21 protein-coding genes, 1 tRNA gene and 2 pseudogenes are annotated in these 23,362 nt (G+C 35.8%); 11 read left to right on the top strand and 13 right to left on the bottom strand.

Annotated features, from left to right (window positions below):
* Positions 1-224 precede the first annotated feature (224 nt).
* The 3 genes from ORI89_RS13130 to ORI89_RS13120 form a co-directional block, all read right to left on the bottom strand.
* Positions 225-1,091, bottom strand: coding sequence for an SDR family oxidoreductase (locus tag ORI89_RS13130; RefSeq protein ID WP_268230945.1), 867 nt, complete (start codon positions 1,089-1,091; stop codon positions 225-227).
* A 52-nt stretch (positions 1,092-1,143) separates the two neighbouring features.
* On the bottom strand, positions 1,144-2,121 hold the full coding sequence (locus tag ORI89_RS13125) for an alpha/beta fold hydrolase (RefSeq protein ID WP_268230944.1): 978 nt from the start codon (positions 2,119-2,121) through the stop codon (positions 1,144-1,146).
* Positions 2,122-2,252: 131 nt separating this feature from the next.
* Complete coding sequence (locus ORI89_RS13120; RefSeq protein ID WP_268230943.1) at positions 2,253-4,154, bottom strand: endonuclease MutS2; 1,902 nt, start codon at positions 4,152-4,154, stop codon at positions 2,253-2,255.
* Positions 4,155-4,475: 321 nt separating this feature from the next.
* Between ORI89_RS13120 and ORI89_RS13115 the strand changes: the two genes are divergently transcribed.
* The gene (locus ORI89_RS13115) at positions 4,476-4,946 is read left to right on the top strand and encodes a dihydroxy-acid dehydratase domain-containing protein (protein WP_268230942.1); all 471 of its coding nucleotides are present in this window, start codon (positions 4,476-4,478) and stop codon (positions 4,944-4,946) included.
* 59 nt (positions 4,947-5,005) lie between these two features.
* Here ORI89_RS13115 and ORI89_RS13110 read toward each other — a convergent pair whose 3' ends face one another.
* Both ORI89_RS13110 and ORI89_RS13105 read right to left on the bottom strand, forming a co-directional pair.
* A complete protein-coding gene (locus ORI89_RS13110) occupies positions 5,006-7,030 on the bottom strand; it encodes a TlpA family protein disulfide reductase (protein ID WP_268230941.1) in 2,025 nt (674 codons plus the stop codon).
* 115 nt (positions 7,031-7,145) lie between these two features.
* The gene (locus tag ORI89_RS13105; RefSeq protein ID WP_268230940.1) at positions 7,146-7,490 is read right to left on the bottom strand and encodes a winged helix-turn-helix transcriptional regulator; all 345 of its coding nucleotides are present in this window, start codon (positions 7,488-7,490) and stop codon (positions 7,146-7,148) included.
* Positions 7,491-7,575: 85 nt separating this feature from the next.
* Here ORI89_RS13105 and ORI89_RS13100 point away from each other — a divergent pair, with 85 nt between their 5' ends.
* Positions 7,576-7,998 (top strand): YybH family protein, encoded by a 423-nt coding sequence (locus ORI89_RS13100; RefSeq protein WP_268230939.1) that lies wholly within the window; start codon positions 7,576-7,578, stop codon positions 7,996-7,998.
* Positions 7,999-8,415: 417 nt separating this feature from the next.
* On the opposite strand, the gene ORI89_RS13095 is transcribed toward ORI89_RS13100, so the two are convergent.
* Positions 8,416-9,333 carry a DMT family transporter gene (locus ORI89_RS13095; RefSeq protein ID WP_268230938.1) on the bottom strand — a complete coding sequence of 306 codons (918 nt, stop codon included), beginning with the start codon at positions 9,331-9,333 and terminating at the stop codon, positions 8,416-8,418.
* 438 nt (positions 9,334-9,771) lie between these two features.
* Here ORI89_RS13095 and ORI89_RS13090 point away from each other — a divergent pair, with 438 nt between their 5' ends.
* A complete protein-coding gene (locus ORI89_RS13090) occupies positions 9,772-10,794 on the top strand; it encodes a hypothetical protein (RefSeq protein WP_268230937.1) in 1,023 nt (340 codons plus the stop codon).
* Positions 10,795-10,901: 107 nt separating this feature from the next.
* On the opposite strand, the gene ORI89_RS13085 is transcribed toward ORI89_RS13090, so the two are convergent.
* Genes ORI89_RS13085 through ORI89_RS13075 form a run of 3 tightly spaced genes read right to left on the bottom strand, consistent with a single transcriptional unit; the run spans position 10,902 to position 12,758 of the window.
* Positions 10,902-11,831, bottom strand: a complete 930-nt coding sequence (locus tag ORI89_RS13085; RefSeq protein ID WP_268230936.1) for a DUF1801 domain-containing protein — start codon at positions 11,829-11,831, stop codon at positions 10,902-10,904.
* Positions 11,831-12,259 carry a DUF1801 domain-containing protein gene (locus ORI89_RS13080; RefSeq protein ID WP_268230935.1) on the bottom strand — a complete coding sequence of 143 codons (429 nt, stop codon included), beginning with the start codon at positions 12,257-12,259 and terminating at the stop codon, positions 11,831-11,833. The genes ORI89_RS13085 and ORI89_RS13080 overlap by 1 nt, the downstream gene beginning before the upstream one ends.
* Positions 12,260-12,305: 46 nt before the next feature.
* Positions 12,306-12,758 (bottom strand): SRPBCC domain-containing protein, encoded by a 453-nt coding sequence (locus ORI89_RS13075; RefSeq protein ID WP_268230934.1) that lies wholly within the window; start codon positions 12,756-12,758, stop codon positions 12,306-12,308.
* 533 nt (positions 12,759-13,291) lie between these two features.
* Between ORI89_RS13075 and ORI89_RS13070 the strand changes: the two genes are divergently transcribed.
* Both ORI89_RS13070 and ORI89_RS13065 read left to right on the top strand, forming a co-directional pair.
* Complete coding sequence (locus ORI89_RS13070) at positions 13,292-13,792, top strand: SRPBCC domain-containing protein (RefSeq protein WP_268230933.1); 501 nt, start codon at positions 13,292-13,294, stop codon at positions 13,790-13,792.
* Positions 13,789-14,178: a VOC family protein gene (locus tag ORI89_RS13065; protein ID WP_268230932.1), complete on the top strand. Its 390-nt coding sequence runs from the start codon at positions 13,789-13,791 to the stop codon at positions 14,176-14,178. The genes ORI89_RS13070 and ORI89_RS13065 overlap by 4 nt, the downstream gene beginning before the upstream one ends.
* A 305-nt stretch (positions 14,179-14,483) precedes the next feature.
* Here ORI89_RS13065 and ORI89_RS13060 read toward each other — a convergent pair whose 3' ends face one another.
* Complete coding sequence (locus ORI89_RS13060; protein ID WP_442800885.1) at positions 14,484-14,747, bottom strand: zf-TFIIB domain-containing protein; 264 nt, start codon at positions 14,745-14,747, stop codon at positions 14,484-14,486.
* Positions 14,748-15,043: 296 nt separating this feature from the next.
* Here ORI89_RS13060 and ORI89_RS13055 point away from each other — a divergent pair, with 296 nt between their 5' ends.
* The 5 genes and pseudogenes from ORI89_RS13055 (at position 15,044) to ORI89_RS13035 (ending at position 19,455) form a co-directional block, all read left to right on the top strand.
* A complete protein-coding gene (locus ORI89_RS13055) occupies positions 15,044-15,253 on the top strand; it encodes a hypothetical protein (protein ID WP_268230930.1) in 210 nt (69 codons plus the stop codon).
* 213 nt (positions 15,254-15,466) lie between these two features.
* Positions 15,467-16,699 carry an MFS transporter gene (locus tag ORI89_RS13050; protein ID WP_268230929.1) on the top strand — a complete coding sequence of 411 codons (1,233 nt, stop codon included), beginning with the start codon at positions 15,467-15,469 and terminating at the stop codon, positions 16,697-16,699.
* A gap of 10 nt (positions 16,700-16,709) precedes the next feature.
* On the top strand, positions 16,710-17,594 hold the full coding sequence (locus ORI89_RS13045) for a nucleotidyltransferase domain-containing protein (protein ID WP_268230928.1): 885 nt from the start codon (positions 16,710-16,712) through the stop codon (positions 17,592-17,594).
* A gap of 35 nt (positions 17,595-17,629) precedes the next feature.
* Positions 17,630-18,516, top strand: a pseudogene (gene mph, locus ORI89_RS13040) (Mph(E)/Mph(G) family macrolide 2'-phosphotransferase).
* A 116-nt stretch (positions 18,517-18,632) separates the two neighbouring features.
* A pseudogene (locus tag ORI89_RS13035) lies at positions 18,633-19,455 on the top strand (RteC domain-containing protein).
* Positions 19,456-20,201: 746 nt separating this feature from the next.
* Here the strand turns inward: ORI89_RS13035 and ORI89_RS13030 are convergent.
* A tRNA-Lys gene (locus tag ORI89_RS13030) sits at positions 20,202-20,274 on the bottom strand.
* Positions 20,275-20,383: 109 nt separating this feature from the next.
* Positions 20,384-21,274: a peptide chain release factor N(5)-glutamine methyltransferase gene (prmC, locus tag ORI89_RS13025; RefSeq protein WP_268230926.1), complete on the bottom strand. Its 891-nt coding sequence runs from the start codon at positions 21,272-21,274 to the stop codon at positions 20,384-20,386.
* A 158-nt stretch (positions 21,275-21,432) separates the two neighbouring features.
* On the opposite strand from prmC, the gene ribD reads away from it, so the two are divergent.
* The gene (gene ribD / locus ORI89_RS13020; RefSeq protein ID WP_268230925.1) at positions 21,433-22,482 is read left to right on the top strand and encodes a bifunctional diaminohydroxyphosphoribosylaminopyrimidine deaminase/5-amino-6-(5-phosphoribosylamino)uracil reductase RibD; all 1,050 of its coding nucleotides are present in this window, start codon (positions 21,433-21,435) and stop codon (positions 22,480-22,482) included.
* Here the strand turns inward: ribD and ORI89_RS13015 are convergent, their stop codons facing one another.
* Positions 22,483-22,866, bottom strand: a complete 384-nt coding sequence (locus ORI89_RS13015; protein ID WP_268230924.1) for a hypothetical protein — start codon at positions 22,864-22,866, stop codon at positions 22,483-22,485.
* Positions 22,867-23,362 lie beyond the last annotated feature (496 nt).

Raw genomic sequence — 23,362 nt, 5'->3', positions numbered from 1 at the left:
TTAATAAAAAAGGATTGTTTTAGTACTGCGAGCTAGTGCTAAGTTTCGCAGTAGGTGTTTACGAGGCAAAGATAAGGCAGTTGAGCCGAAGATGAAATGGAGAGGTGCAAAGTATAAGATACGATAACTTCGACTATCGATATATTTCTGGATTATAACAATAGTCGAAGTGTTCAAAAGGTTTGTGATTTCGTGTGTTTTGAGCATCGTAAATGCTCTTGTTTTTAAAACATATCTTTATATTTAAGAGCAAAATCCTGTACAGTAAGAGCCGGGCGTTTGAGTATTTCTCGAACACTTGTGGAGACACGTTCTGTTGCTCCACCGGCTTTTTGATAGGCAGCAAGGGCTAAGTAAGAGTCGATCATTTTGCTGCTGATTCCCTGCTGTTCCATACGTGTGCGCATTTCATCCATTGATAAAGATTTGTAAACGACTTCTTTGCCCGTGGCTGATGAAATAGCTTGGGCAAGTGTAGAATAACCTATAGCCTCGTCACCTGTAAGTACATAAGTTTTTCCACTATGTTCGCCTGAATTTATGAGCGCTTGGGCGGCTACAGCAGCAATATCTCTGGCGTCTATGAAGGGCACTTTGCCATCGCCTATAGCAGCATAAATTGCCCCATCGGCTTTTACGGTTTGAGCAACTTCTCCAAGCCAGTTTTGCATGAAAACGTGAGGTCTTAGAATAGTCCATGATAATGTGGATTGCTGTAGTGCCTGCTCAGTTTGCCAATGTTCGTAAGCCAAAGGGGATTGTGTGCGGGATGAAGCGCCTAGGGCTGATAGTTTGACGATGTGTTTTACGCCTAGCCTTTCAGCTGCACGTATGACATTGATTTGCGTTTTACCGAAGCCTGGTTTATTTCCTGTTAAGATAAATAATTTGTCGGTACCGGCTAAAGTAGCATCTAGGATTGATTCGTCGCTAACGTCTGCTTGTAGCCAAGTAACGCCAGGTAAAGGGCGGGCTTGACTAAAATTGCGTAGGACCGCGCGGACAGATTTACCTGAAGTAGATAGTAAGTTTATTAGTTCGTGTCCAATATTGCCGGTACTTCCGATTACTGTAATGATTTCTTTTGCCATAACTAAAATGATTTAAAATCTATAAGAGTAAAGCTAAAGCTAATTGGGCTTCTTAAAATTGATCTGTGGTAAGAAATGAAGTTTTTTCTAAATGTTGTAAAATTATATCAGCTGTTTGCTTTGGATGAGAAATAAGCCCAGCATGCCCAGCACCTTCTATTGTGTATAATTGTATATGTGGCACTTTTTCTTTTATCTCTTTTGCAACGGCAGGATAAACCTCAATGGAACCGCTGCCTGTAATAAGAGTGATTGGATTGTTAAATTGATTGAGGTTTTCGGGGCGGATATTTAATCGTTCGGGGTCATTAGCTTGGTCGAGCCAGGTTCGATAACTAGCTACCATCGTACTTCTTGCCCGTTCATCGAAAATAGAATGCCAGCTTCCCTTGCCAAAAGCAACGTTTTCAATAAAATTAAAAGTACCTAATTCAATATCACCTTTTTCAAGTAGCTGTTTGCTTTTCTTCATTTCTAGTTGGACTTCACTGAGCATTTTCTGGTACGCAGATTTGTCTTTTAGTAATCCAAAGATGGGAGGCTCGTAGATAATAATACTTTTAGCCCTATCCGGATGTTTGTTAGCTAGCTCTACTACGATGTTTGCACCATAGGAATGACCTACGAAATGGGCCTTTGCAAAACCTAAAGTATCCAATAAGGATAAAACATCGTGTACATCCATAGAGATTGTGCCTTGCTTAGTGTCGGGCGTAGAAGTACTGTGGCCTCTGCGATCGTATAAAAGAATGGGGTTGGGGATACTTTTGGTTAATTGCTCTGCAACAGGTAGCCACGAGTTGTGATCATCCCAAGAGCCATGTATAAAAATAATAGGAATACCTTCTCCCTTTTTATATCGGACACCCAAATCCACATCAGCCGTATGGATAAGATAAAGAGGCGTGTTTTCAATGCTATAATATTCGGAGCTTACTTTTTGTGTCGCTTGAGCACATGATTCTGAAGGAAATAAATGATATACTATTAAAGCAATTAATAGTAAACCTTTACAATTAAATATATTCATGTTATGATTTGAATTAATATTATGCAATAGGGATAAATATCGTAAATATTATGCGAAGAAAGATGGACAAAATGGGGGAAGGTAAAGACCCAGGCTGTATCTAGTATTTTAGAGTACAGCCTGGGTAAACATTATTTTGCGGGCGTTAGTTTGTGTAATCCCACTTTTGTTTTGAAGGCTCCAAATGCGATTGTGGCTTGCGTATTTGATAGCTTTAGGATAGTTCCTACCGTAGTTTGACCTAGTAACGTAACTTTATCTCCCAGATTAAAGCTATGGTGACTGTTTATGTCTAAATTTTCTATTTTTTCTTGCATTTTACTATTTGCAATTGCTATTTCATTACTATTGATAGATACGTTATGAATAAGTTCATTGCGTTTATTTTCCCAATACAATTTGTCTTTTGCAATTGACTGAAGAAAACTATCCATATCTATATAATCTGCGCCAATTTTATGAGAGGCACCTGCAATGATACTTTCTTCCAAACCTATTCTTCTAGCTACTTCTATGGCAAATGAACTGCCTGGGCTTCCTATTGATAGTTTATACATTGGGCAATTGTTTTCAGAATCATAAAGCATTGCTCCGTTTACAATACCAGAAGTTTTGTAGGCAAAATGTTTTAGATTTTGGAAATGTGTCGTAATTACACCAAAGCTACCTTTGCTATTGAAGCGTTCTAACAGAGTTTCGGCTATTGCACCGCCTATTTCAGGCTCCGTTCCGCCGCCAAATTCATCAATAAGGAGAAGAGTTTTGTTATCATTGTTTTCCACGAAAAATTTCATGTTAGTTAGATGTGAAGTGTAAGTACTTAAACTATTTTCCATACTTTGCCCATCACCGATATCCATGAAAATGTGGTTGAAAACTCCTGCCCGTGAGCCCGTTTTAACAGGTATTAGTAAACCACATTGTAACATGTACTGTAATAAAGCTACAGTTTTTAGACAAAGTGATTTTCCTCCAGCATTGACTCCCGATATAATCAGTATTCTGTTTTTTTGTGTTAGCTTTATGTCTAGCGGATGTGCGTACTGATTTTGTGATTTAAGTGCTATATCCAACAAAGGATGAATGGCATTGTCCCAGTCTATATTTTGTTGATTCTCAATAACGGGTTTTATTGCTCGTATGCGAATTGCAAATGAAGCTTTAGCTTGTATAAAATCGACAGTTCCAAGAAAATTATATGATTTTAATAGGTCTGAAACCTCAGGTCTGACGAGCGTTGTAAAGTCTGTTAGTATGCGGGCGATTTCTTGCCGTTCATCATTTTGTAATTCCTTTAAACGGTTGGAAGCATTGACTACAGCCTCGGGCTCAATAAAGAAAGTTTTACCACTACCCGAATGATCTCGAACCACACCTTTTATTTTCCTTTTATTTGCTGCGGTAACTGGAATAAGGTAATAACCGCCTCTTATATCTGCCTGTACATCTCTGCCTATTATGCCTTGCGTTTGGGCTGTGCGTAAGGCTGCGGCCATAGCTTTTGCTATATCTTTTTCCGCATCAATCTTGTTTTTCCGTATTGTGGATAAGAGTTTAGAAGCATTGTCTTTTATTTGCCCTGATTTATCCAGCATATTGTTTGCACGCTCTATAATGATTGGAAAAGTTTTTATTTCATCAGCGAGCTTTTTTAATTCTGGGTACTTTATTTTATTTGGTTCCTTTCTGCATTCGTGACCTAAAAACTCCACAATGTTGACAATTGTTACTAGTGAATCAGCTAGTAAGTTTATTTCCTCTTCAGAAAGCCAAAAGTTATTATCAATTTCTACCTGTTTTAGAGCATCACGAATATCAAAGAAGCTTTCAGTAGGAAAATCTTCTTTGTTGTTTATAATTTGAACAAACTCCTGTGTTTGTGTTAAGCATTGGTCTATTGTTTTGAAATCGGTTGAAAAACGCATAGAGTCTACTTTTTCAATGCCTAAAGGACTCAAACACTTTTCTGTAATAAATGTACGTATAGAATAAAAATCTATCTTATCTTCAAAATTTTCCGGATAAATATTCATATCAAATATTGTAATAGATTGGTCCCTTCTGCAATCAGGTATGACTGAGGAACCAATAAGAGTATTATTAAAAATTAATTTATTAAATAGTACTGTGATTTTTCCATACCGAATCTGGAAACCATTTAATGGCAAAGTTTTTTGAAACTTTATCTGCCCTAATAGTATCCCGGCTTCTCAGAGAAAGAGAAGTAAAATTGCGATATGGTATTTATGCGGAAAGAAAAAACATATATTAAGTGTCTTAATTCAAGAACAAAGATATACAAAATATATTGTTTGTTGGTGAAGATCTTTCGGTGCTGGCATCGAGTATAATGAATGCTTAGTGTAGCTGTATGTTTTGATGGACAGGACGAAGCGATTACAGGTGTTTTAGCAGGAGATGTTATGAAAAATGATGTGGTAGTAATCCGCTATGAAGGGCCTAGGGGAGGGCCTGGAATGCAGGAAATGTTAAGCCCCACTATTTTGATTATGGGAATGGGATTGGGTGATTCTGTTGCTTTGATTACGGATGGTCGGTTTAGTGGCGCTACCCGGGGAGCATGCGTGGGGCATATATCGCCTGAAGCGGCTGAAGGAGGAGTGATTGCATTATTAAGAGATGGCGATGAAATTACGATTGATGTTGAACAGCATATTCTTTCTGTAAATCTGAGTGATGAAGAGCTTTTAAAACGGAGAGAAAATTTACAACCCAAAATAAAAAAACTACAGTCAAAATGGTTACAACAGTATAGGGCTCTAGTAACAAATGCTGCCAACGGAGCTATACTAAAAGCTGAATAATGCTGTAAATAAGGTGTTTATTAAGCTCTTTTTGATGAGTTTTAAGGTGTGGAGTTTGTTTATTGACTTAATAATTTTTTCATCTCTGTAATTAACTGTGTTTGCTGGCTAGGACGTGGTGCAGAATAATGAACAAATTCTCCTTTTTTGTTTACTAACATATAGGTAGGAAATCCATTTACGCCCAATCTGATTTCTATAGCACGCTGTTGATCATTGTCAAGGTTGTAGTGAAATACATTATCACCTTCTAGTTTCTTGTCTTTGATAAAGTTTTGCCATGTATTTTGAGGAGTATGATTTGCAAAGTATATATAAACGACTTCCATACCCTCTGTTGTTTTTTTTAGACTAGGAACATAGCTCATTTCAGTTATGCAGGGGGCACACCAAGTGCCCCAAAAATCTATGTAGACTACTTTACCTTTATGGGGTTCTAAGATGGATGCTAAAAGCTCGTCTGCATCTTTTGAGTTTTTTAGATGGTTTGTGCGAATAAGATGTTCCTGATATTTTAGCTCTTGATTTGATAGGCTGATTAACTGTTGATTTTTATCCGTAATAAGCTGTTTTAAAAATGGATTTTGAATATGAGGAGAGATTTCTTTTAGGAATATTGGATCTAAAGGAATAGGGTTTCGTTTTATTAATTCAAATACTCCCTGAACGTAAAATGCATCAGCTAGTTCTGGACTTAAGTACTGTCTGTTCAATATGTTTTCATCATCCAAGGATAGTTTTTTTCGCGATAGTTGCTCAATAAGGTTAGTGTGTGTGTCGAGAAGATTCATGAATTGGGTCTGCAAAGTGGTGTCGACTGCTAGCATGCTCTCCCTTTCTTTAATGTCTTTACTGGCGTAGCCTTCAGAATCCAAGCGCGCCAATACTGAAATGTATTTTTTAAGAGTATCATCCGCTTCTATTTGTTCTCTTTCGACCAAATCATTTAATATGATACTATTGTAAATAATCTTTCCTTTTTTGTCTGAATGATAGCCTACATAATCTGTTAAAAATGTGAAATATTCGCGAACTAAACTAGCGGGAAGAGTCTCATTCCTATAAAAAATGCTGTCCACATGATGCATATAATATGAAGAGAAACGTTCTTGTTTTGAGTTGTCAAGTCTAAAACGACGTTGCAATAGGTCGGACCCTATACTAAAATCTGTGTTCTTGGCAATGTAATATTTTGTCCTTTCTAAGAGTGGTGCTCGTTCGTGAATAAAAATGTTGTCGATATGGCGTAATGTATCTAGGTGAGATAGCATAAGATTGAGATAAGCGTCGTGACCTAGTGATTCTTTTAACGTCTTTTCGGTATCCCAATCTTCCTCACTTTTTGGACGAATATTGTTGTTCTTGGTGTAATTAATGTACGCTACCAATTCGTTATGTAAACGTGCATTATCGCCATAGACAATGGTTTCTTTGGTTTTTAGATCGTGAAAAATAAAATATGATTCGTTTGGTTCAAGTACATCGATTATAGTGGATCTGCCCCAATCTAAATATGCTTGATGGGTATTTAATAAAGGAACTTTGATGTCGAAAAAACCTAAACTATCTACATCCGCAAAGTAATTGTACTCGCCTGTAATTCTGTCGTATGTGGATATTTTATAAGGGGCTGAAGAAGTGTTATTACGTAAGTAACCACGTATATGAGCTGTGTCGATATGGCTGTATTTACTATCATAGAATTTTTGTTGATCTTCACCAGAGTAAGGAGGTAAGAATTTATCAACCTTTTTATAAGAATTCTCCTTTTGCGAATTTCCGTTGTTTATAAGCAAAGTACTATCATTATCTTTTTTTACAGAAAGTATTAGTTTCTGACCATTATCTGATAAGAGCTCGATTTGATAGTTTTGTTGATTTGCAAGAACAGAACCATAATTCCAACGTTCACCTTTATAGAGTGTAAATTCTTCAAAAAAACCATAGTCCCAAGAATTGTCGGAGGGGAGATACCAATTTCCTAAACAAGCATTTAAAAATGCTTCTTTCGACGTTTGATGTTGCGAATAAGCTATGTTGGGGGTAATGAATAGAAAAGTAATAAGGTAAATAATGGCTTTCATAATTTATTGTTTCTTAAAGGTAGTAAGAACTTTTAAAATAATAGTGAATTTATTTTTCGATAAATGAAATCGAAACCATTTTAGTGTTCTGTTCAGCTATAAGGAGATAAAAAGCTTATTTATTTTTAATTTTTTCTTTATGCTGTTTACCCCATGTTTCCATGGGCTTTATAATATCGTGAAGAGAAAAAGTATAATCTACAACTGCGTATTCAATCTTAATTGGGTATTCAGTAATTATGGTTCTTTTAATCAGAAGATTATCCTCTAAATGTTTTAATTCTTTCGACAAAACACGATTGGTAATCTTTGGAATCGAATTGGCTATGTCATTAAAACGTCTGTTGCCTTTATAAATAGAAAGTATGATGGCTAATTTCCATTTACCGCCAATTACATACATGGTGTCTTGTACAGCTTTGATGTTATCTTGAAATGCTTTTTCTTCTTCTGCTGTCATAAATTAAGTATCCTTTTGTATACAGGTATCAAATGTATACTTTTTTGCTCGTAAATTTGTAGGATACAATAAAAAATAATTTATAATGATTTACAATGATGATAAAGAAATTCTTGTTTCTATGGTGGAAGCAATGACAAAATCTAAATCAGGCTTAGAGAGTACAAAAAATTGGGCAAAGGATGCTTTATGGTACGACATTCCGCCATTTGCTAGTCGGGGTATTAAACCTGCCATAAAAAAGCTTGATAATACTTTTAGTGCTTTTAAGTCTTGTGAAATTTCTATTCTTCACATAGACACATTTATAAGCCAAGATATTGGTGTCGTTTGCACGATTCAAAAAGCAGAAGTTGTACTCGTCAATGGTGTTAATAAGGTTTTATTGTTGCGCGAAACAGACTGTTTTAAAAAAAATGAAAATAATGAATGGTGTTTAATTCACCAGCATACATCTGTTCCTAATGGAGAAGATTGGGATGGAAGTATAGTCACTGAAGAAAATTAGTTGATTACATGTGTCCATGATTGGCAGTCAGGTATATCCTTAACCGATAAGCTGACTGCCTCTTAATATAGTTTAACAGTATAAACTTGTACTCTAAAAATCCAATTTTCAATGAAAAATGAAAAAAGATTAATACATAAAAAAGCCTTTATATCATGGCTTGCTATTTACCCGATTATAAGTGGGATATTTCTAATATTTGGAGATTATTTATTTGGTGTTCCAATTTTTATAAGAACTTTTATCTTAACTATTATACTGGTTCCTTTATTGACTTACGTTATACTGCCTTTATATTATAAGATCTTTGATAAGTGGTTAAACAGATAATGGTTTATTACATAGTGCTTTGATGAAGATAAATTTGACGGAGTGCTGTTGTTTATATATTTAAAAGTTATATCTCAGCATAAAAAATTATGCTTCATTCGACAATTGAGGGGGTGAAACTTTTTCTTTTTTTATCAATAAGAATACGGTAGAAATAATACATAGACTTCCTATCCAGTCAACAGTTGTAAAAGGAGTCTTTAACCAAATGACGGACAGAATGACTGCCGTAAGCGGTTCGGCAGATGCAAGTAGGCTTGTTTTTTGACCGCCGATGATTTTAACAGCATTAAGGTATGCATAGAATGCCACTAGTGTTCCTAGAAGAATGATGAAAGCAATACAGGCGTAGGTGTTTAGATCCCAATTTCCATCGATCTGCCAGGGAGGTCTTACAAAACTGAATGCAATACCGCCTACTAACATGCCCCAGCCAACAATGAGTGCAGAGTTATACTTTGTAAGAAGCCTTTTAGGCTGTAAAGTATAAATAGCTAAGGTTACTGCAGACGCGATGCCAAAAAAGAGAGCTATTCCAGAAATAGAAAGCGTGCCGATCTTTCCATGGGTTACCAATAAAAATGTTCCTAAAACAGCAAAAAATATAGCTAATAGTTCTGACTTTTTAGGAAGTCGTTTATATTTAATGGCTAGATATATGGCAATGAAAATAGGTCCGGCAAATTGTAAAACGGTTGCTGTTGCTGCATTAGAATATTTTATGGCTGCGAAATAAGTATACTGAACACCAACCATACCGATGATACTGAAAAGTATTAATTCAAAAGCATCTTTTCGATCTTTCCATATGGAAAAAATATTGATCTTTTTATATTTTGCAAGAATTAAAAGACCAATCCCCGAAATTAAAAGTCGCATTGTAATCAGCCATTCTACATTTATCTCTCGTTGCTGAAATAAAAATTGTCCTAAGGTCCCTGATATTCCCCATAATGCGGCTGCGATTAACCCTAATAAAATTCCATTTCTGTCTTTTCTGTTCATTAAAGCAAAATATTTGTATTGCAAAAATGCATTAAAAATCTCTTGTTTTTTTATTAAAATAGAGAGTTAAATTGGGGTTCTGTTTCATCTGGACACTTACGCTATTATGTTTGATGTGTTTGATCAAAAAAATTATAAAACAATAATACCTACGGCTTAAAGAAATATGGAAGAAAGGTAGTCTTATAGACAGCAACCGGGCTAAGGCTAATAAAAAAGGTGTACGAAAACGGGATTGGCTAAAAAAATATTTCTGCTTCGAATTTCCTTATTGGCAATGAAAAATAAATACTTTTCACTAGTTGGGTTTACCTGTCAGCATTTAAAAAGTAGTATGGAGGAGGTGATAGTGAAGAGAATATACTCAGATTTATTTTTATATAAAAAACGAGGAAATAAAATAATCTGGGTGATATTGTTTATTTTCATCAAAAAAATATGAGTCAAAAGCCATCATCAACATTACCACCATTAATTCATACGATAGTAAAAGAAAGAAAAGCATATCACAGAAATCTTGCTTATATCGCTAGTATAGGGGCATGTTTAGCTTTCGTTGCATTGATTGGTGCGGTTATGGCTTTATCAGGCACTGATGTCGGTTTTCAGTTATTTCTGAACATAATTTTATTTACTTTTTTTGCTACATGTGTCTATTATACGTTCTATAATTTTAAACGTAAAAAATCGTTGGATAAGAGCTTATATAATGGAGACTTTTCAGTAGTTAGAGGACAGTTAGAAGGGATACAGCGTTTGCCTAAAAAACGTGCAAGGTATATAATAAATGGGGAGGTTTTCGAAGGCACATTGCTTATTCCAGGGTTTGTAGCTTTTCAGGGGATTCAAATCAAGGACATTATTGTTAAGCCTGGCGAAGCTATCACATTATACTTACTGCCAAAAGGGCTGATAGCAGGTGCGATTTACCCTGAACGGGAAAAAAAAGTTGTAAGCCGACAGACAAATGCGGAAGATTGGCAAATAGTGTCGCGTAGGCAATGGAGAGGAGTAGTGGATTTTGTTCTACTATGTTGTATCTTTTTGCTTATAATTCTTGGTACTGTTGGCTTTATTCAATACAAGGAAGGAGTAGCAAGCTGGGAAATGTTCGGCCGTACGTGTGCTATATTCGGTGCTGCGAACATTTTTTTCTTTGGTATACATATTTTGTTAAACTTGTCTGAAATATGTGCACTAATGAACAAGAACGATGTATCGGTAGAAGTACAGGTTTATCGAGGTGTAGCCACAGAGTGCTATCGAACAGAAATACGCCACAGAGCGGGGGCAACAGAGGATAGTTGGATTAGGTTAGCGGGCGGCCTGCATCGAACGCAGCATAATTTAAAATCTGCAGAAAATACTTTTTTAAATTCACTGCAGGTACCCATGCAGGTAGAGTACTTGAGTGTTAAAGGACGTTTAATTTTTCTGAGAAGTAGGGAAGAGGCTTTCTAGGCTTGAGTTTTCTTCAAGTCGATAGGTTATTCATTATGGTGTTTTGATTGCATGAAAGGGATATGATAAGCTAATTGCTTATTATTTTATTTCGATTTATAAATCAGTTACTTATATTTATCGTTTAATCCTTTTTTTTCTAGAATCAAAGGCTTTATTTTTTCGATACGCGAGTGTTTGGTTTTCTCCTGTTTGGCCTCCTCAATGTATTCGATATATTCTTTTTGTCTTCCAGCAGTCAAGGCATGAAAACTGTTGTTTAAACTCTGGTCTGCCTGTAATGCTTCTAATAATAAACCAGATGGTTTTTTTAGGGTAGTTTTTCTAGGTTTAATTTCTTTTCCGTCGTCTATTGTTTTGATGGATTCTTGAATGTAAGCATGTATTTTGTCGGGATCCATATCTTTTACATGTTTAAAACGCCATTGTCTAAGTGCTTTAGTTTTACCTTCGGAAGCATTGATTAGCTGTTTTTCTTCATCCTTCAGGAAGACCCCATTGTAGAACCATAACGAAAAAAAATGTTTAAAACCTCCCCATCCTATGACGTTTCTCCCTTTATGCGTATAGATGTAAGAACCCCATTTGAACTCTTTTTTTAAGGGAGTGCTGGTGATAATTTGCTGCATAAGTTTTTCAGCCTGTTGCCAATTCCCTCGACTTTGATGCCAGTTTATTTCTTGTTTATCTTTGAATTTATTAATGTTGAATAGTACGATTTCCCTTATTGTTTGTTCAGGTATTGGCTGGTCTAAAGGTATCTGTATTGCACCCTTTGTCGTTTTAAAATTTTTAAGTTTTGCTGCAAAGTGTTGAATGGTATCTGGTCCAGGATAAAGTCCTAGATGATTTTTATGCATGGCAAAATGAATGATATTTCCTTTATATCGAAAAGTAGGCATTTGATAGGAAATAGTTTCATTTGTTTCGTCTGGAACAAAATTGCGAATAAGTTGTCTTGTTTTTATTAAAACATTTTTTTTATGCCCATCAAATTGATTGATATACTCGTCGATTGTTGAGATAGTCGCGGTCATTATTTCTTTATTCTTGTGTAGGTATTCTCTATAAAACTTATTGTTTCATGCATCAGTAGGTTTAGCTTTTCTATGTTGATGTCGCTTAATCGTTTGATATAGATACAGGCTTTCCCCATTTTGAATTTGCCAAGCTGCTCTAACAAGTATTTGTGGTCTTCGAGTCCGGTATATACATAGAGAGATATAGCTGTTTTTCGGGGGCTGAATCCAATTAATGGAGCATAACCAGTATGACCACTGGTATATTTATAATGGTATGTTCCAAATCCGACGATTGAGGAACCAAACATTTGCGGGGGGTCAGCTGATACGTCTTGCATCAGTTTGATAAGTTCTACACTGTCCCGTTGCTTTTGCACATCTGTAATCGTTTGGATAAATTCGTTGACAGAAGCGTTGGTGTATGTGGTTTTGTTTGCAGTCATTATTTATGCTGTTGTATCTCGGGATGCTAATTGGAACTCTGAAAGATTATTTGTGAAACATAAAATCAAACGCTCCTGTTCGGAGGTTGATGCCGTATTCTAAATAGGCTTTCATACAAGCTAAAAAATTGGCCCAACCTTCTGTCTGACGCATCATCATTAAAATACCTTCGGAATCATTGTTCATTTCGTGTTCTGTAACTTTGATGACTGTCGAGTTCTCGCCAAATGGAGATAAATTAATTTCGACAAGTTGATTGGGAAGCCCGCCACTCCAGTCAAAAGAGACATATGTATTGTCAGTTATTTTTTTACCGGTTACAGGAAAGCTATCTGGAAATTCAGGGAAATTCCATTCTACAGTTGTATCTGTTTCTAAGCGACCTGTAGAGGATTTTATAAAATAATGATTCATTTTATTGGGATCGACTATTGCTTCAAAGACTTTATCTATAGGCTTTTGAATTTGTATGCTTGCTTTTGCAGTTAGCTTTTCCATTTTTTTGATCTAAAGTTCTAAAATAAATATAGAGAGCCTGTTGTTGAATATATTAAAAAAACATTGAAATTGTGTTTGTATACTTGTTCTTTTATTTTACAAAATAAACAGCTGGTCGAAGTGAATTGTTTGCTTTTTTATGATCCTGCTGGTATTGTCTCAGCCGCTCAAGCTCCATACGATAAGCCTAAGCCTTCTTCGAATCGAAGCCTTGTGTTCTCATCCTAGATGTTGGGATAAAAAAAAGGAGTTGTGAAGAAGATTGGATAGCTCGTGTTTTCTTGATGTTTTACCGTATACCGATACAGTTTCTGTTCAAATATTCAATTCTCAGAGAAGTTGTTTCTACTTTTTTAGGCATCCACTTTTTTGTGCATTTGTTTTTACAAAATCTAAACTTTTTTCCTATTTGTTGTTTTGTTTGATTTATTGTCTTATGCAAAGTTCTTTTCTAAAAAAGGGAGATAGATTTGTATTCTTAGACTACAGTACAATAACTGCTGGAGAGAAGGGGGGAGATAATCAAAAATGTAATGATTGTTGAACTTGATAATTTGCAAAATAGTATGGATAGAACTTCAAGGAATGTTAGAGTCATTAAAACAACAAGGGATAAGGTTTATAAGGCCTTTACAGAAAAGGAGGCGTTGGAATTTTGGCTTCCTCCCAATGGAATGATAGGAAAAATAAACGATCTTGAACTTAGAATTGGAGGTGGTTTCGAAATGTCGTTATTTTATATTGATCATAGAATAGAAGGGAAAACAGAAGGAAACGAAGATCGTTTTTTGACAAAATTTGTCGAACTTAAACCTAATGAACGAGTTGTTCAGGTTGTTTATTTTCAGTCAGATAAGGATGAGTTTTCGGGAGGTATGATGATGGAGGTGCTTTTGGAAGAAGTTGAACATGAGTCAACGAAAGTCACGGTAGTTTTTAAAAATATTCCGATCGGTATTGACCCAAAGGAAAATGAAATAGGAACAGACCAATCATTGGAGAAGTTAACTAAATATATGGAAAATAAAATATGATAACAAAAGTAGTTCAAATAACCATTTTAGTGAAAGACTTAGACGAAGCTAAAACATTCTATGTTGAGAAGCTCGGTTTTAGTGTTTGTGCAGACCAGGTCTTTTCTTCTGACTGGCGTTACCTGACCATTGCGCCACAAAAAGACAACGCTACTGTATTTGAGCTTGTCAAAGCTGAAACGCCAGAACAGGAGAAACTGATTGGCAATCAATCCGCTGGGCAAGTTCTCGTCATGTTTGAATCGGACAATATCCAAAAAGATTTTGAAATAATGAAAGAAAAAGGAGTAGTTTTGCACGGAGAACCAATACCAGTACCAGGAGGTAAAGGAGTGGGGTTTGAAGACTTGTATGGCAATCAATTTGATTTATATCAATCTGATTAATTACTTTAAAAGTTGAATTTACAAACCATGAATACATAGGTCATATGCAAAAGCTGTATATAAACTGTTTCCGTTGTTACAGACGCAGTTTGGGTTTTGGCAGGCTCCCTAGTGGACTTTGTCACAGTCTTTGATACTTGTATTTTGGACAGTTTTGGGAATGGGAAGTCGCAATGTTTTTAGTTTAAAAAACGTGACAGATAAGCTGTCGTATCCACTTGTTATTCATAAAACTATACAGAAAGATGCTCTTCATAGTGTGAGAACGTCTTTCTGTTAGCGATACTATTACAGATAAAATTGTATTAGTCAAAATCAAAGAAATCAGATAAAAAGGATTTCTTTTTGCGCCCATGTTGTAGGTATTTATTTCTGTCTGAATTTTTATCATTTCTTTCGTAATCCTGAGAATAGGATTGTTTTCGTTCATTATAAAGAGGTTTACCATAAGTATTACTCTCCGTACTTTGAGCAGAATACTCTAACAACTTGTCCAGTTCTCCTTTATCTAGCCAAATGCCTCTACATTGTGGACAATAATCAATTTCGACATTTTGACGTTCCGTCATTAGTAAGGTCTCGTTACAGTTCGGGCACTTCATACTTCTTTAAAATTATGTTTATTAAAAATATAAACTTAGAAAAAAAAAAATACGTTGGTATAACATTATACTTTTTTAACATTCCTGCAGCCGATTGAATGGACAAAAACTTTTTGCTAAATTCAAAATGTTGAAGTATAAACGCTAAAACTTTCAGATTGATCCCTAGTATCCCCCCAAGTATTCGGTATGATCCCCTTTGTGTTCTCATCCCAGATATTGATATACAACAAAAGCTTCACTTTTCAGTGAAGCTTTTGTTTGTGAACTTACTGGTACGAAACTCGAACTCTTTTTTTTTGGAAATATCTCAGATACTGTCATTTACCGATGAAGACGGTAACGACAATATGAAGCAGGTAATCGAAGCCAATTACAGGCAGATTAAAGCGGACGTTATGCAGATTGTAGAAAACGAAATGGAACGCATCAAGAATGACCCGAATTTACAGCATTTGATACAAAAACAATAAATAAAGGCATAGCATTTCAATTTTTTATGCGTGCCATATTGATGAGCAATGTTTTTTTTATACCTTTGCACTATGAACTATTCAAATACAGCAATGATGGCTAAACCTTGGAATAACTAATCCAAGTGTCACTTTAGTACACTTCCCTTCTTAGAAGACGATCTTGGTATTGCTCTTCCTCTTTTTGTTGTATAACAATTTCATTAAATTTTCATGGAAAATAGAAAATGGGTGCAGACCTATGTATTTATATGGTCGGGGCAGTTTATCTCAATGGTCAGCAGCTATTCTGTAAACTTTGCTGTTGTTATTTGGCTAAGTTTGGAGTTTAAATCGGCTGAAATATTAGCATATTCTGCAATTGCCAGTTTGTTGCCACAAGCATTAATTGGTCCTTTTGTGGGTGTTTTTATCGATAGGTGGAATCGCAAGAAAGTGATGATTTTTTCTGACGCTTTCGTGGCAATATGTGCCTTTGTTATGGTTTTTATCTTAAAGGACGGTGCTGTAAACTTAGCTTGGATTTACCTTATTATGGCATTGCGTTCCGTTGGCAATGCATTTCATTCGCCTGCAATGACCGCTGTTGCTCCATTAATTGTACCAGAAAAACAATTGTTACGGGTGTCAGGTATAAACCAAATGCTTCAGTCTGTAAGTAGTATTGCAAGCCCGGCTTTAGGTGCTTTGGCATTATCCTATTTTTCTATTTCAAACGTACTTTGGTTAGATATTATTGGTGCAGTTGCAGCTATTACTTCCTTATTTTTTGTAAACATCCCGCATATCAAAACGGAAACTAAAACACACTTCCATATTTTATTGGCAGAATTAAAAGATGGTTTTAATGTTATCTTAAAAAATAGAGGACTTGCATTCTTATTTTTCTTTGCAATGATGATTTGGTTTTTTATTATACCTGCTTCAATTATGTTCCCGCTTTTAACCACAGGTTATTACGGAGGAGGGAAATGGGAAATGAGCATCATAGAAATTGTATGGGGAGTTGGAATGTTGGTTGGAGGTAGCATTTTGGGGATTTTTAAGGTTGATTTTTCCAAAGTTATATTGGTAAATGCAATGCAATTAGTGCTAGGAATTTCTTTTGTATTGTGTGGTTTGTTTCCCTCTTCGTGGTTTATCGGGTTTGTGGTAGCTACCGGTTTGGGAGGAATAGCAATGGCAGTTTTTTCAGCATCGTTTACAACTATTTTGCAGGAAGAAGTTGCGCCAAATTTACTAGGAAGGGTTTTTTCTTTGTATTACAGCATTGCAGTTTTGCCCAGTATTATTGGGTTGTTATTTGCGGGACTAATTTCAGAAAAAATCGGTGTTCCAAATGCTTTTCTCATTTGCGGAATACTGGTTATCATCGTCGGTTTAATATCGTTCTTTATCCCATCATTAATGCAGTTGGGAAAGAAAGAAAATGGTTTAACATCTTAAAAAAATAAAAATGAATTTAAATAATATTAAAAGTTTAACTGATCAAAAAAAGCAGTTTATAACTCAGTTTGTTCAAGATTTAAATAAAATTGAAAACTTAACGGCGATTGCTTTGGGTGGTTCACACGCTACGGGCAGAGCAAACGAAAATTCGGATATTGATATGGGGCTATATTATGAGGAAGAAAGCCCTTTTGATATACAAGAAATAGAACGAATAGCCAAAAAATATTCTACAGATGAAAGTCCAGTTGTAGTTGGTTTTTACGAATGGGGACCTTGGGTAAATGGTGGTGCGTGGTTGCATACAGCAGTTGGCAAAGTAGATTTGCTTTACCGCAATATCAACCAAATTAAAAGAACAATAGCTGATGCTCAACTTGGCAAATGGGAAAACCACTTTGAGCAACAACCGCCGTATGGGTTTACATCAATGATTTACCAGGCAGAGTGCTTAGCTTGCATAGCGCTTTCAGACGCAAATCATATTTTGCAAGAACTCAAAAATTCGGCAGCTAATTACCCTTTAGCATTAAAAGTAAATGTAATTAATACTGCACTTTGGTCAGCAGAATTTACATTGGCTCACGCAGATGGTTTTGCCAAACAAAATGACAGCTACAACACGTTTGGTTGTTTCACAAGAGCCTTGAAAAGTATTACCGAAGCTTTGTTTGCAATAAATGAAATTTATCCGATTAGTGATAAACTCGCTATTGAATTGCTCTCAAAATTTCAAATAATACCAAATAATTTTAAAGAGAAAGTAGATGCTATTTTACATTCGGATACTCAAAATTTGGATAAAAATGTAGACTTTATTAAAAAAATGTTTACGGAAGTGGTTTCACTTACAAATGGTCTATACCGACCAAAATTTGATTTTAAAAAGTAATTTGAAAAAGCAAAAATTTAAAAAAAGAATGAGAAATGAAAAAAATAGATATAAAAAAACTTGCATCAGAAAACGGGCTAGAACTTACTGATAATACAAGTTTCAACGAAATGGGTGTCGACTTTAGGGTAGCTTATGCCATTGACATCAAGGGTCAAAGATGGGGGTACTTCGTATCCCTCGTCGTGGTGACATGAGTGAACAAATTGATAAGGAAAAACGAATTTTACAGCTTGTAAAAAAACACCTGTTCCTAAAGGTTCCCGATTGGAAGATTATATCACCACACTTAATCGCCTATCCTCTAATTGAGGAAGAACCTGCACTTATAGTTGATACAGAAAGCCATAAAATGATTTGGAACATGGATAAAGATAGCCCAGAATACATTATATCGTTAGCAAAAGCGTTGGTACAGTTACATGCTATTCCAAAAGAAGAAGTAAGAAAAAATCATCTGAAGATAATGAAGCCATCTGACTTAAGACCAGAGATAGCTAATCAATTACAAACTGTAAAATCAGAATTAGGAATAAGTTCTAAGCTTGAATTACGCTATAGAAAATGGTTAGATGATGATAAACTATGGCCAAATTTCACACAGTTTGTTCACGGTGATTTATATGCCGGACATGTGCTTACTTCACAAGATGGTGTTGTTGCCGGCATTATTGACTGGTCAACAGCCCACTTAGGAGACCCTGCAATTGATTTTTCTGGACATGTAACTATTTTCGGAGAAGCAAGTCTTCGAAACCTAATCACAGAATATGAAAATCAAGGTGGTAAAACTTGGGATAAAATTTATGAGCAAGCTGTAGAAAGAGCTTCTGCATCAGCCTTGTCATATGGTTACTTCGCATTAGAAACCAATAACGAAAATCATATTATTGGGGCAAAAGTTCAATTAGGTGTAATCTGATAAATTTTAACGGGTCAAGACGGAAATTATCCGTCTTGACTTTTTATGAAAGAATTGTTTTTATCAATTCTTTACCTTTTTTATCTACAACAAGAACAGGCAATAATTAATAGAATATGAATAATTATTTTAGAGAAACGTCTCATAAGCTGGAAACGGCAATCAACGAATTAGAGATTGAAGCTGATTATTCCATACAACGGATTGAAACCGTTATAAATCTGATTTTAGAATGCCTGTCCGAAGTAAAGGAAAATATTTTAAAAAAAGGGTTCAGAAACAAAGAAGAAGAAATCCACTTTTTCAGAAATCAAAAACCCATCATCGTATCCAAACTCATTTACTACAATGCCATTTACAAAATTGAGACAAGGAAACCCTATGGAGCAAAATCCATAAAGAAATACCTCAACAAGGAGTTGAAAAAACTCAAACGTTATTTTGACAACAACCTCGATTTTTATAAATACTACCGTACCAACAACACTTCACTTGACGAGAAACTTTTTGTACGGGGCAACCACGATATAAAGCTCTGTTTGGATACAGGGTATTTTCAGTCCGACCTCACATTTTCTACTTCGCATGATTATAAGGTCGCCAAGATAATAGCCAACGATACAGGTTTATATCGAAGACCAGTTGTACAATAAAGACCAAAAGAACAATCCAAAAGCCTCGAAGAAACTCAACTGGACGGGGAGCAAGGTGGCAATCATAGAACTGATCTATTCCCTGCATTATCAAGGTGTCTTTGAGAACGGGAACGCTGATATAAGGCTAATTGCGAAGTATTTTGAAGAGGCGTTTAACGTCAATTTGGGGAATTACTACCAAACTTATTTGGAACTCCGAAACCGGAAGATGAACCCTACAAAATTCCTTGATACACTCCGGGAAACACTTATCAAGAAAATGGAGCAAATGGACGAAAAGTAATGTTTGGATTAATAGAAGATTATAACATCATTATACAACCGACTTCGGAGGGGGGGATTTCATCTGAAAGAACAAGTAGTTTTGAGGCACGGAATGCGTTTCGAGTGCCTCAAAACATAACTTGCTCTGTTTAGGCGAACCGAAAAGTTTGTGAGTTCTTAGACGGCTATCAGCCGAGCTTGCTTGCGTTCAAGGCATACGACTGCCTTGATAGACAGTAAGGTTGCAGGAGGGCATAATGGCTTTCAATATATCAGTCTGACACCTTTTTTTATTTATTCGGTAATGTGAGAGGAGGTGCTGTTTTGTTTCTCTATCACTACCATTTATTCGTTCAAAGGTCGGAGTATGCTATTTTTCGTTTCATGGGCTAAAAAGGTCAGTGTTTAGCCGAAACAAGGTTTTGACTGAAAAATACGATCCGCCAAAAACGGATGCAGATTTTTCAGCAAACCGAAGGCTTGACCTTGTAAAGCGTAAAAATACTGATTTACCTTTGCCCGTGAAAATGAAACGAATAGTATACCCACTTTTCAATAAATTGTATAAACAATTGAAAAACAATTGTTTTGTATGGAAATAAGTAAAATCGGGTTCGATGTTCCCCGAATTTTTGGAATTTGACGGTACACAACATCGAACCGCTCGACTAAATTCCGCTATTGCTCTTAGCTATCAGAATAACAGCAAGTTACAAGGTAAAAAAAATGGGACAAATCTGTTGTTTTCAGACTTGTCCCAAGAGGTGATCCCGCTGGGATTCGAACCCAGGACCCATACATTAAAAGTGTATTGCTCTACCAGCTGAGCTACGGAATCTCACTTCTAACTTTTGAAGTTTCCTTCGTTGTTTGGAGTGATGCAAAGGTATATAAAAAGTTTATTTATGCAAAGTATAATGAGCTTTTTTTTGAAAAAACTTATTAATCTACTGTCTTTCAGACTGAAAAAATGATGGGTTTGTGAGCTGTGCTTTAATCATTCGATCGGCTCCGTTTATATCTTTATAAATATGGATATTGGTATAACCTTTTTTATGCAATAGATCTTTTGTTTCGATGGCTAGATACTGGTTAATCTCAAAATAAAGAGAGCCTGTAGCATGTAAATGTTTTAAGCCCATATCTGCGATAATGTCGTAAAAGTATAAAGGCGCGTGATCTTCAACAAATAAAGCACTATGTGGTTCGTACTGTAGCACGTTATTGTGCATTTCTAATTTTTCAGTAGATGTGATGTAGGGTGGGTTGCTCACAATAATATCAAACTTCATATTTTCCTGCATAAAATAATCCCATTCAGAAATATCAGCATGTATGAAATTAATGTTTACATTATGTTTTTTAGCATTTTTGCGTGCGATTTCTAAAGCAGCGTCTGATACTTCGATAGCAAAACCAGTGGCGTCTGCTATTTCTTTTGCTAAACTGATAGCTATACAGCCTGAACCTGTTCCTATATCTACGAAAGTTAGATTATTTCGGTTGAGATTATCTTTGATGATGAGGTCTACCAACTCTTCCGTTTCGGGTCGAGGGATGAGCGTTTGGTCGTTGACTGCGAATACTCGACCATAAAAAGGCGCTTCTCCTAATATATGTTGGATAGGCTTTGCCGTTTTTAATTGTTGAAGTACGTTTTCGTAAAAATCAAAATGAACATCGCTAATGGCCGTTTTATGTTCAAGACTGTATTGTATGGGCTTTTTTCCCGTGACTTGGCTATAAGAAAGGAGAAATAGCTGCTTTATCTCTTCCCGAGGATATATTTCTTCAAGAGAATCTTCAAATTTTTTTAATATTTCTTGTATGGTGACCATGTGTATTAACTAATTGTCTGTACGAAGCTTTAGAGATTGCTCCGTCTCGAATGATTTAGAGCAAATAAGTGCTTATGTTTTTTTGCATATTGTCATTTGCAAAAGTACAAAAGCTAAAATCACTTTCTATATTCTTTGTTAAATCCTAAGTTTGTATTATGATGAACGATGAACATTTCATGAAGCGCTGTTTAGACTTAGCTGCTTTAAATGCGGGTAAAGTAAGTCCAAACCCTATGGTAGGAGCAGTGATTGTACATGAAGGATTGGTAATTGGAGAAGGCTTTACTTCAGATTACGGAGGTCCGCATGCCGAGGTAAACGCTGTCCAGGATGCCGTCCGACGTTTAGGCGAAAGTGAAGCACGCCGTTTGTTCACGGAATCGACTATTTATGTAAGTTTGGAGCCTTGTGCGCACCAAAGCAAGACGCCGCCATGCGCGGACTTATTGGTAGAGATGCACTTTTTGAGGGTGGTGGTAGGTTGCTTAGATCCGTACAGTAAGGTGAATGGGTTAGGGGTTCAGAAATTAAAAGACGCAGGTATAGATTGTACAGTTGGAATATTGGAGAAGGAGTGCCAATTTATCAATCGACGATTCTTCACCCGGATTCGTGAGAATAGACCCTATATCATACTCAAGTGGGCGGAGACCGAAGATGGCTTTTTTGCACCTTTGGAGAAGGAGCAACGTTGGATCAGTAATAAACTTAGCAAGCAGCTTGTGCATAAATGGCGTAGTGAAGAAGATGCTATTTTAGTAGGGACACGGACAGCGCTTGTAGATAATCCGTCTCTAACAAATCGTTTATGGATGGGGAAAAGCCCAAAAAGAGTCTTGATCGATAGAGATTTAAAGGTTAAGGACGATGCTGCAATATTTTCGGATGATGTGGAAACTATTGTTTTTAACGCATCTAAAGCAGAGTGGTCGAGCAACCGAAAATATATTGCATTAGAGAACTTTGACCTGTATCTTCCGCAGAATATTGCATATCAGCTTTATTTAATGGATGTGCAATCTATCCTGATAGAAGGAGGAGCGCAGGTGTTAAATAGTTTTATAGAGGCAGGTTTGTGGGATGAAGCCCGTGTGTTTATTGCACCTCAACGTTGGGGCACAGGTATTTCGGCTCCGCTGCTTGGGCAACGATTTTATACAACACAAAAGGTTGGAAAGGATATTTTAAAGACGTTTTTTCGTTAGTTATTGCTGAACCGGTTTGTCCAGTAGTTCACAAACATAACTAAGTACTTCATCCTCACTGTAGCCGTCCTCTAGCATTGAAAAAGTAAGGTAAGTAGCATAAATCTCCGCACTGAATACAATATGCTTATCGGCAATGATTTTATCTATTGTTTCTTCATATACGTGAACGCCTATATGCTGTAATTCATTGTGTAAGTTTGTGGAGATACTGCAGTGATCTTCGCCCGAAGCAAATGCTGCAATAATATGTAAAATTAACGGATCTAATATCTTGGGGCTAAGATCTGTTATTTTCTCTCCATACTCACTAAGATCGACCCGTCGCTTTGCACTATGGACGATCTTATCCCAAATTTGGTACTCTGTTTCGCTGTGCCTCATGTTGGATAGTTTATAATTATACTTAAAGGTATAAAATACAATGCAATAATAAAATGATTTAGGTAACAATAACGTGAAGTTATTATTCTTTGATAAGAAAATACTTTTTGTTTTTTTGTTACAAAAATATAAACTGACCACATTTTTATTTTTATTTTTCTGGGAATTGTATGCATGTTATCTACTTTTTTTAATGTTGGTTTGTAAGGGGAGTAAGTGTTTGATTTACACAGTTAAAAACATATGTGTGTACAAAGTACGCTAGCTTTATAGTTTTGGTTTAATCTTGTTTTTAAAAAACAAATGAATCAGCTGTTTATTTTATTTGTGGTGAATTTGTATAAAACCTTTTTTTATTGCTGAAATAATATTTACATTCGGTCATTGCTACTACGGTAGCGCTGCGAACCAAAACTAAATAACGTTAAACCTATAAACCGGTTTCAAAAGATAAATTATACTAACAGATTTTAAACACTAAACATTAATTAATATG

It is taken from the genome of Sphingobacterium sp. UT-1RO-CII-1 (assembly GCF_026711005.1).
Classification (GTDB): Bacteria; Bacteroidota; Bacteroidia; order Sphingobacteriales; family Sphingobacteriaceae; genus Sphingobacterium.
The sequence above is the reverse complement of the archived record's forward strand: the minus strand, read 5'-3'. Positions and strand labels throughout refer to the sequence as shown.

Bases quoted from the DNA above. Each gene is read 5' to 3' on its own strand.
- ORI89_RS13130 (WP_268230945.1), bottom strand. From the start codon at position 1,091: ATGGCAAAAGAAATCATTACAGTAATCGGAAGTACCGGCAATATTGGA.
- ORI89_RS13125 (WP_268230944.1), bottom strand. From the start codon at position 2,121: ATGAATATATTTAATTGTAAAGGTTTACTATTAATTGCTTTAATAGTA.
- ORI89_RS13120 (WP_268230943.1), bottom strand. From the start codon at position 4,154: ATGAATATTTATCCGGAAAATTTTGAAGATAAGATAGATTTTTATTCT.
- ORI89_RS13115 (WP_268230942.1), top strand. From the start codon at position 4,476: ATGCTTAGTGTAGCTGTATGTTTTGATGGACAGGACGAAGCGATTACA.
- ORI89_RS13110 (WP_268230941.1), bottom strand. From the start codon at position 7,030: ATGAAAGCCATTATTTACCTTATTACTTTTCTATTCATTACCCCCAAC.
- ORI89_RS13105 (WP_268230940.1), bottom strand. From the start codon at position 7,490: ATGACAGCAGAAGAAGAAAAAGCATTTCAAGATAACATCAAAGCTGTA.
- ORI89_RS13100 (WP_268230939.1), top strand. From the start codon at position 7,576: ATGATTTACAATGATGATAAAGAAATTCTTGTTTCTATGGTGGAAGCA.
- ORI89_RS13095 (WP_268230938.1), bottom strand. From the start codon at position 9,333: ATGAACAGAAAAGACAGAAATGGAATTTTATTAGGGTTAATCGCAGCC.
- ORI89_RS13090 (WP_268230937.1), top strand. From the start codon at position 9,772: ATGAGTCAAAAGCCATCATCAACATTACCACCATTAATTCATACGATA.
- ORI89_RS13085 (WP_268230936.1), bottom strand. From the start codon at position 11,831: ATGACCGCGACTATCTCAACAATCGACGAGTATATCAATCAATTTGAT.
- ORI89_RS13080 (WP_268230935.1), bottom strand. From the start codon at position 12,259: ATGACTGCAAACAAAACCACATACACCAACGCTTCTGTCAACGAATTT.
- ORI89_RS13075 (WP_268230934.1), bottom strand. From the start codon at position 12,758: ATGGAAAAGCTAACTGCAAAAGCAAGCATACAAATTCAAAAGCCTATA.
- ORI89_RS13070 (WP_268230933.1), top strand. From the start codon at position 13,292: ATGATTGTTGAACTTGATAATTTGCAAAATAGTATGGATAGAACTTCA.
- ORI89_RS13065 (WP_268230932.1), top strand. From the start codon at position 13,789: ATGATAACAAAAGTAGTTCAAATAACCATTTTAGTGAAAGACTTAGAC.
- ORI89_RS13060 (WP_442800885.1), bottom strand. From the start codon at position 14,747: ATGACGGAACGTCAAAATGTCGAAATTGATTATTGTCCACAATGTAGA.
- ORI89_RS13050 (WP_268230929.1), top strand. From the start codon at position 15,467: ATGGAAAATAGAAAATGGGTGCAGACCTATGTATTTATATGGTCGGGG.
- ORI89_RS13045 (WP_268230928.1), top strand. From the start codon at position 16,710: ATGAATTTAAATAATATTAAAAGTTTAACTGATCAAAAAAAGCAGTTT.
- prmC (WP_268230926.1), bottom strand. From the start codon at position 21,274: ATGGTCACCATACAAGAAATATTAAAAAAATTTGAAGATTCTCTTGAA.
- ribD (WP_268230925.1), top strand. From the start codon at position 21,433: ATGATGAACGATGAACATTTCATGAAGCGCTGTTTAGACTTAGCTGCT.
- ORI89_RS13015 (WP_268230924.1), bottom strand. From the start codon at position 22,866: ATGAGGCACAGCGAAACAGAGTACCAAATTTGGGATAAGATCGTCCAT.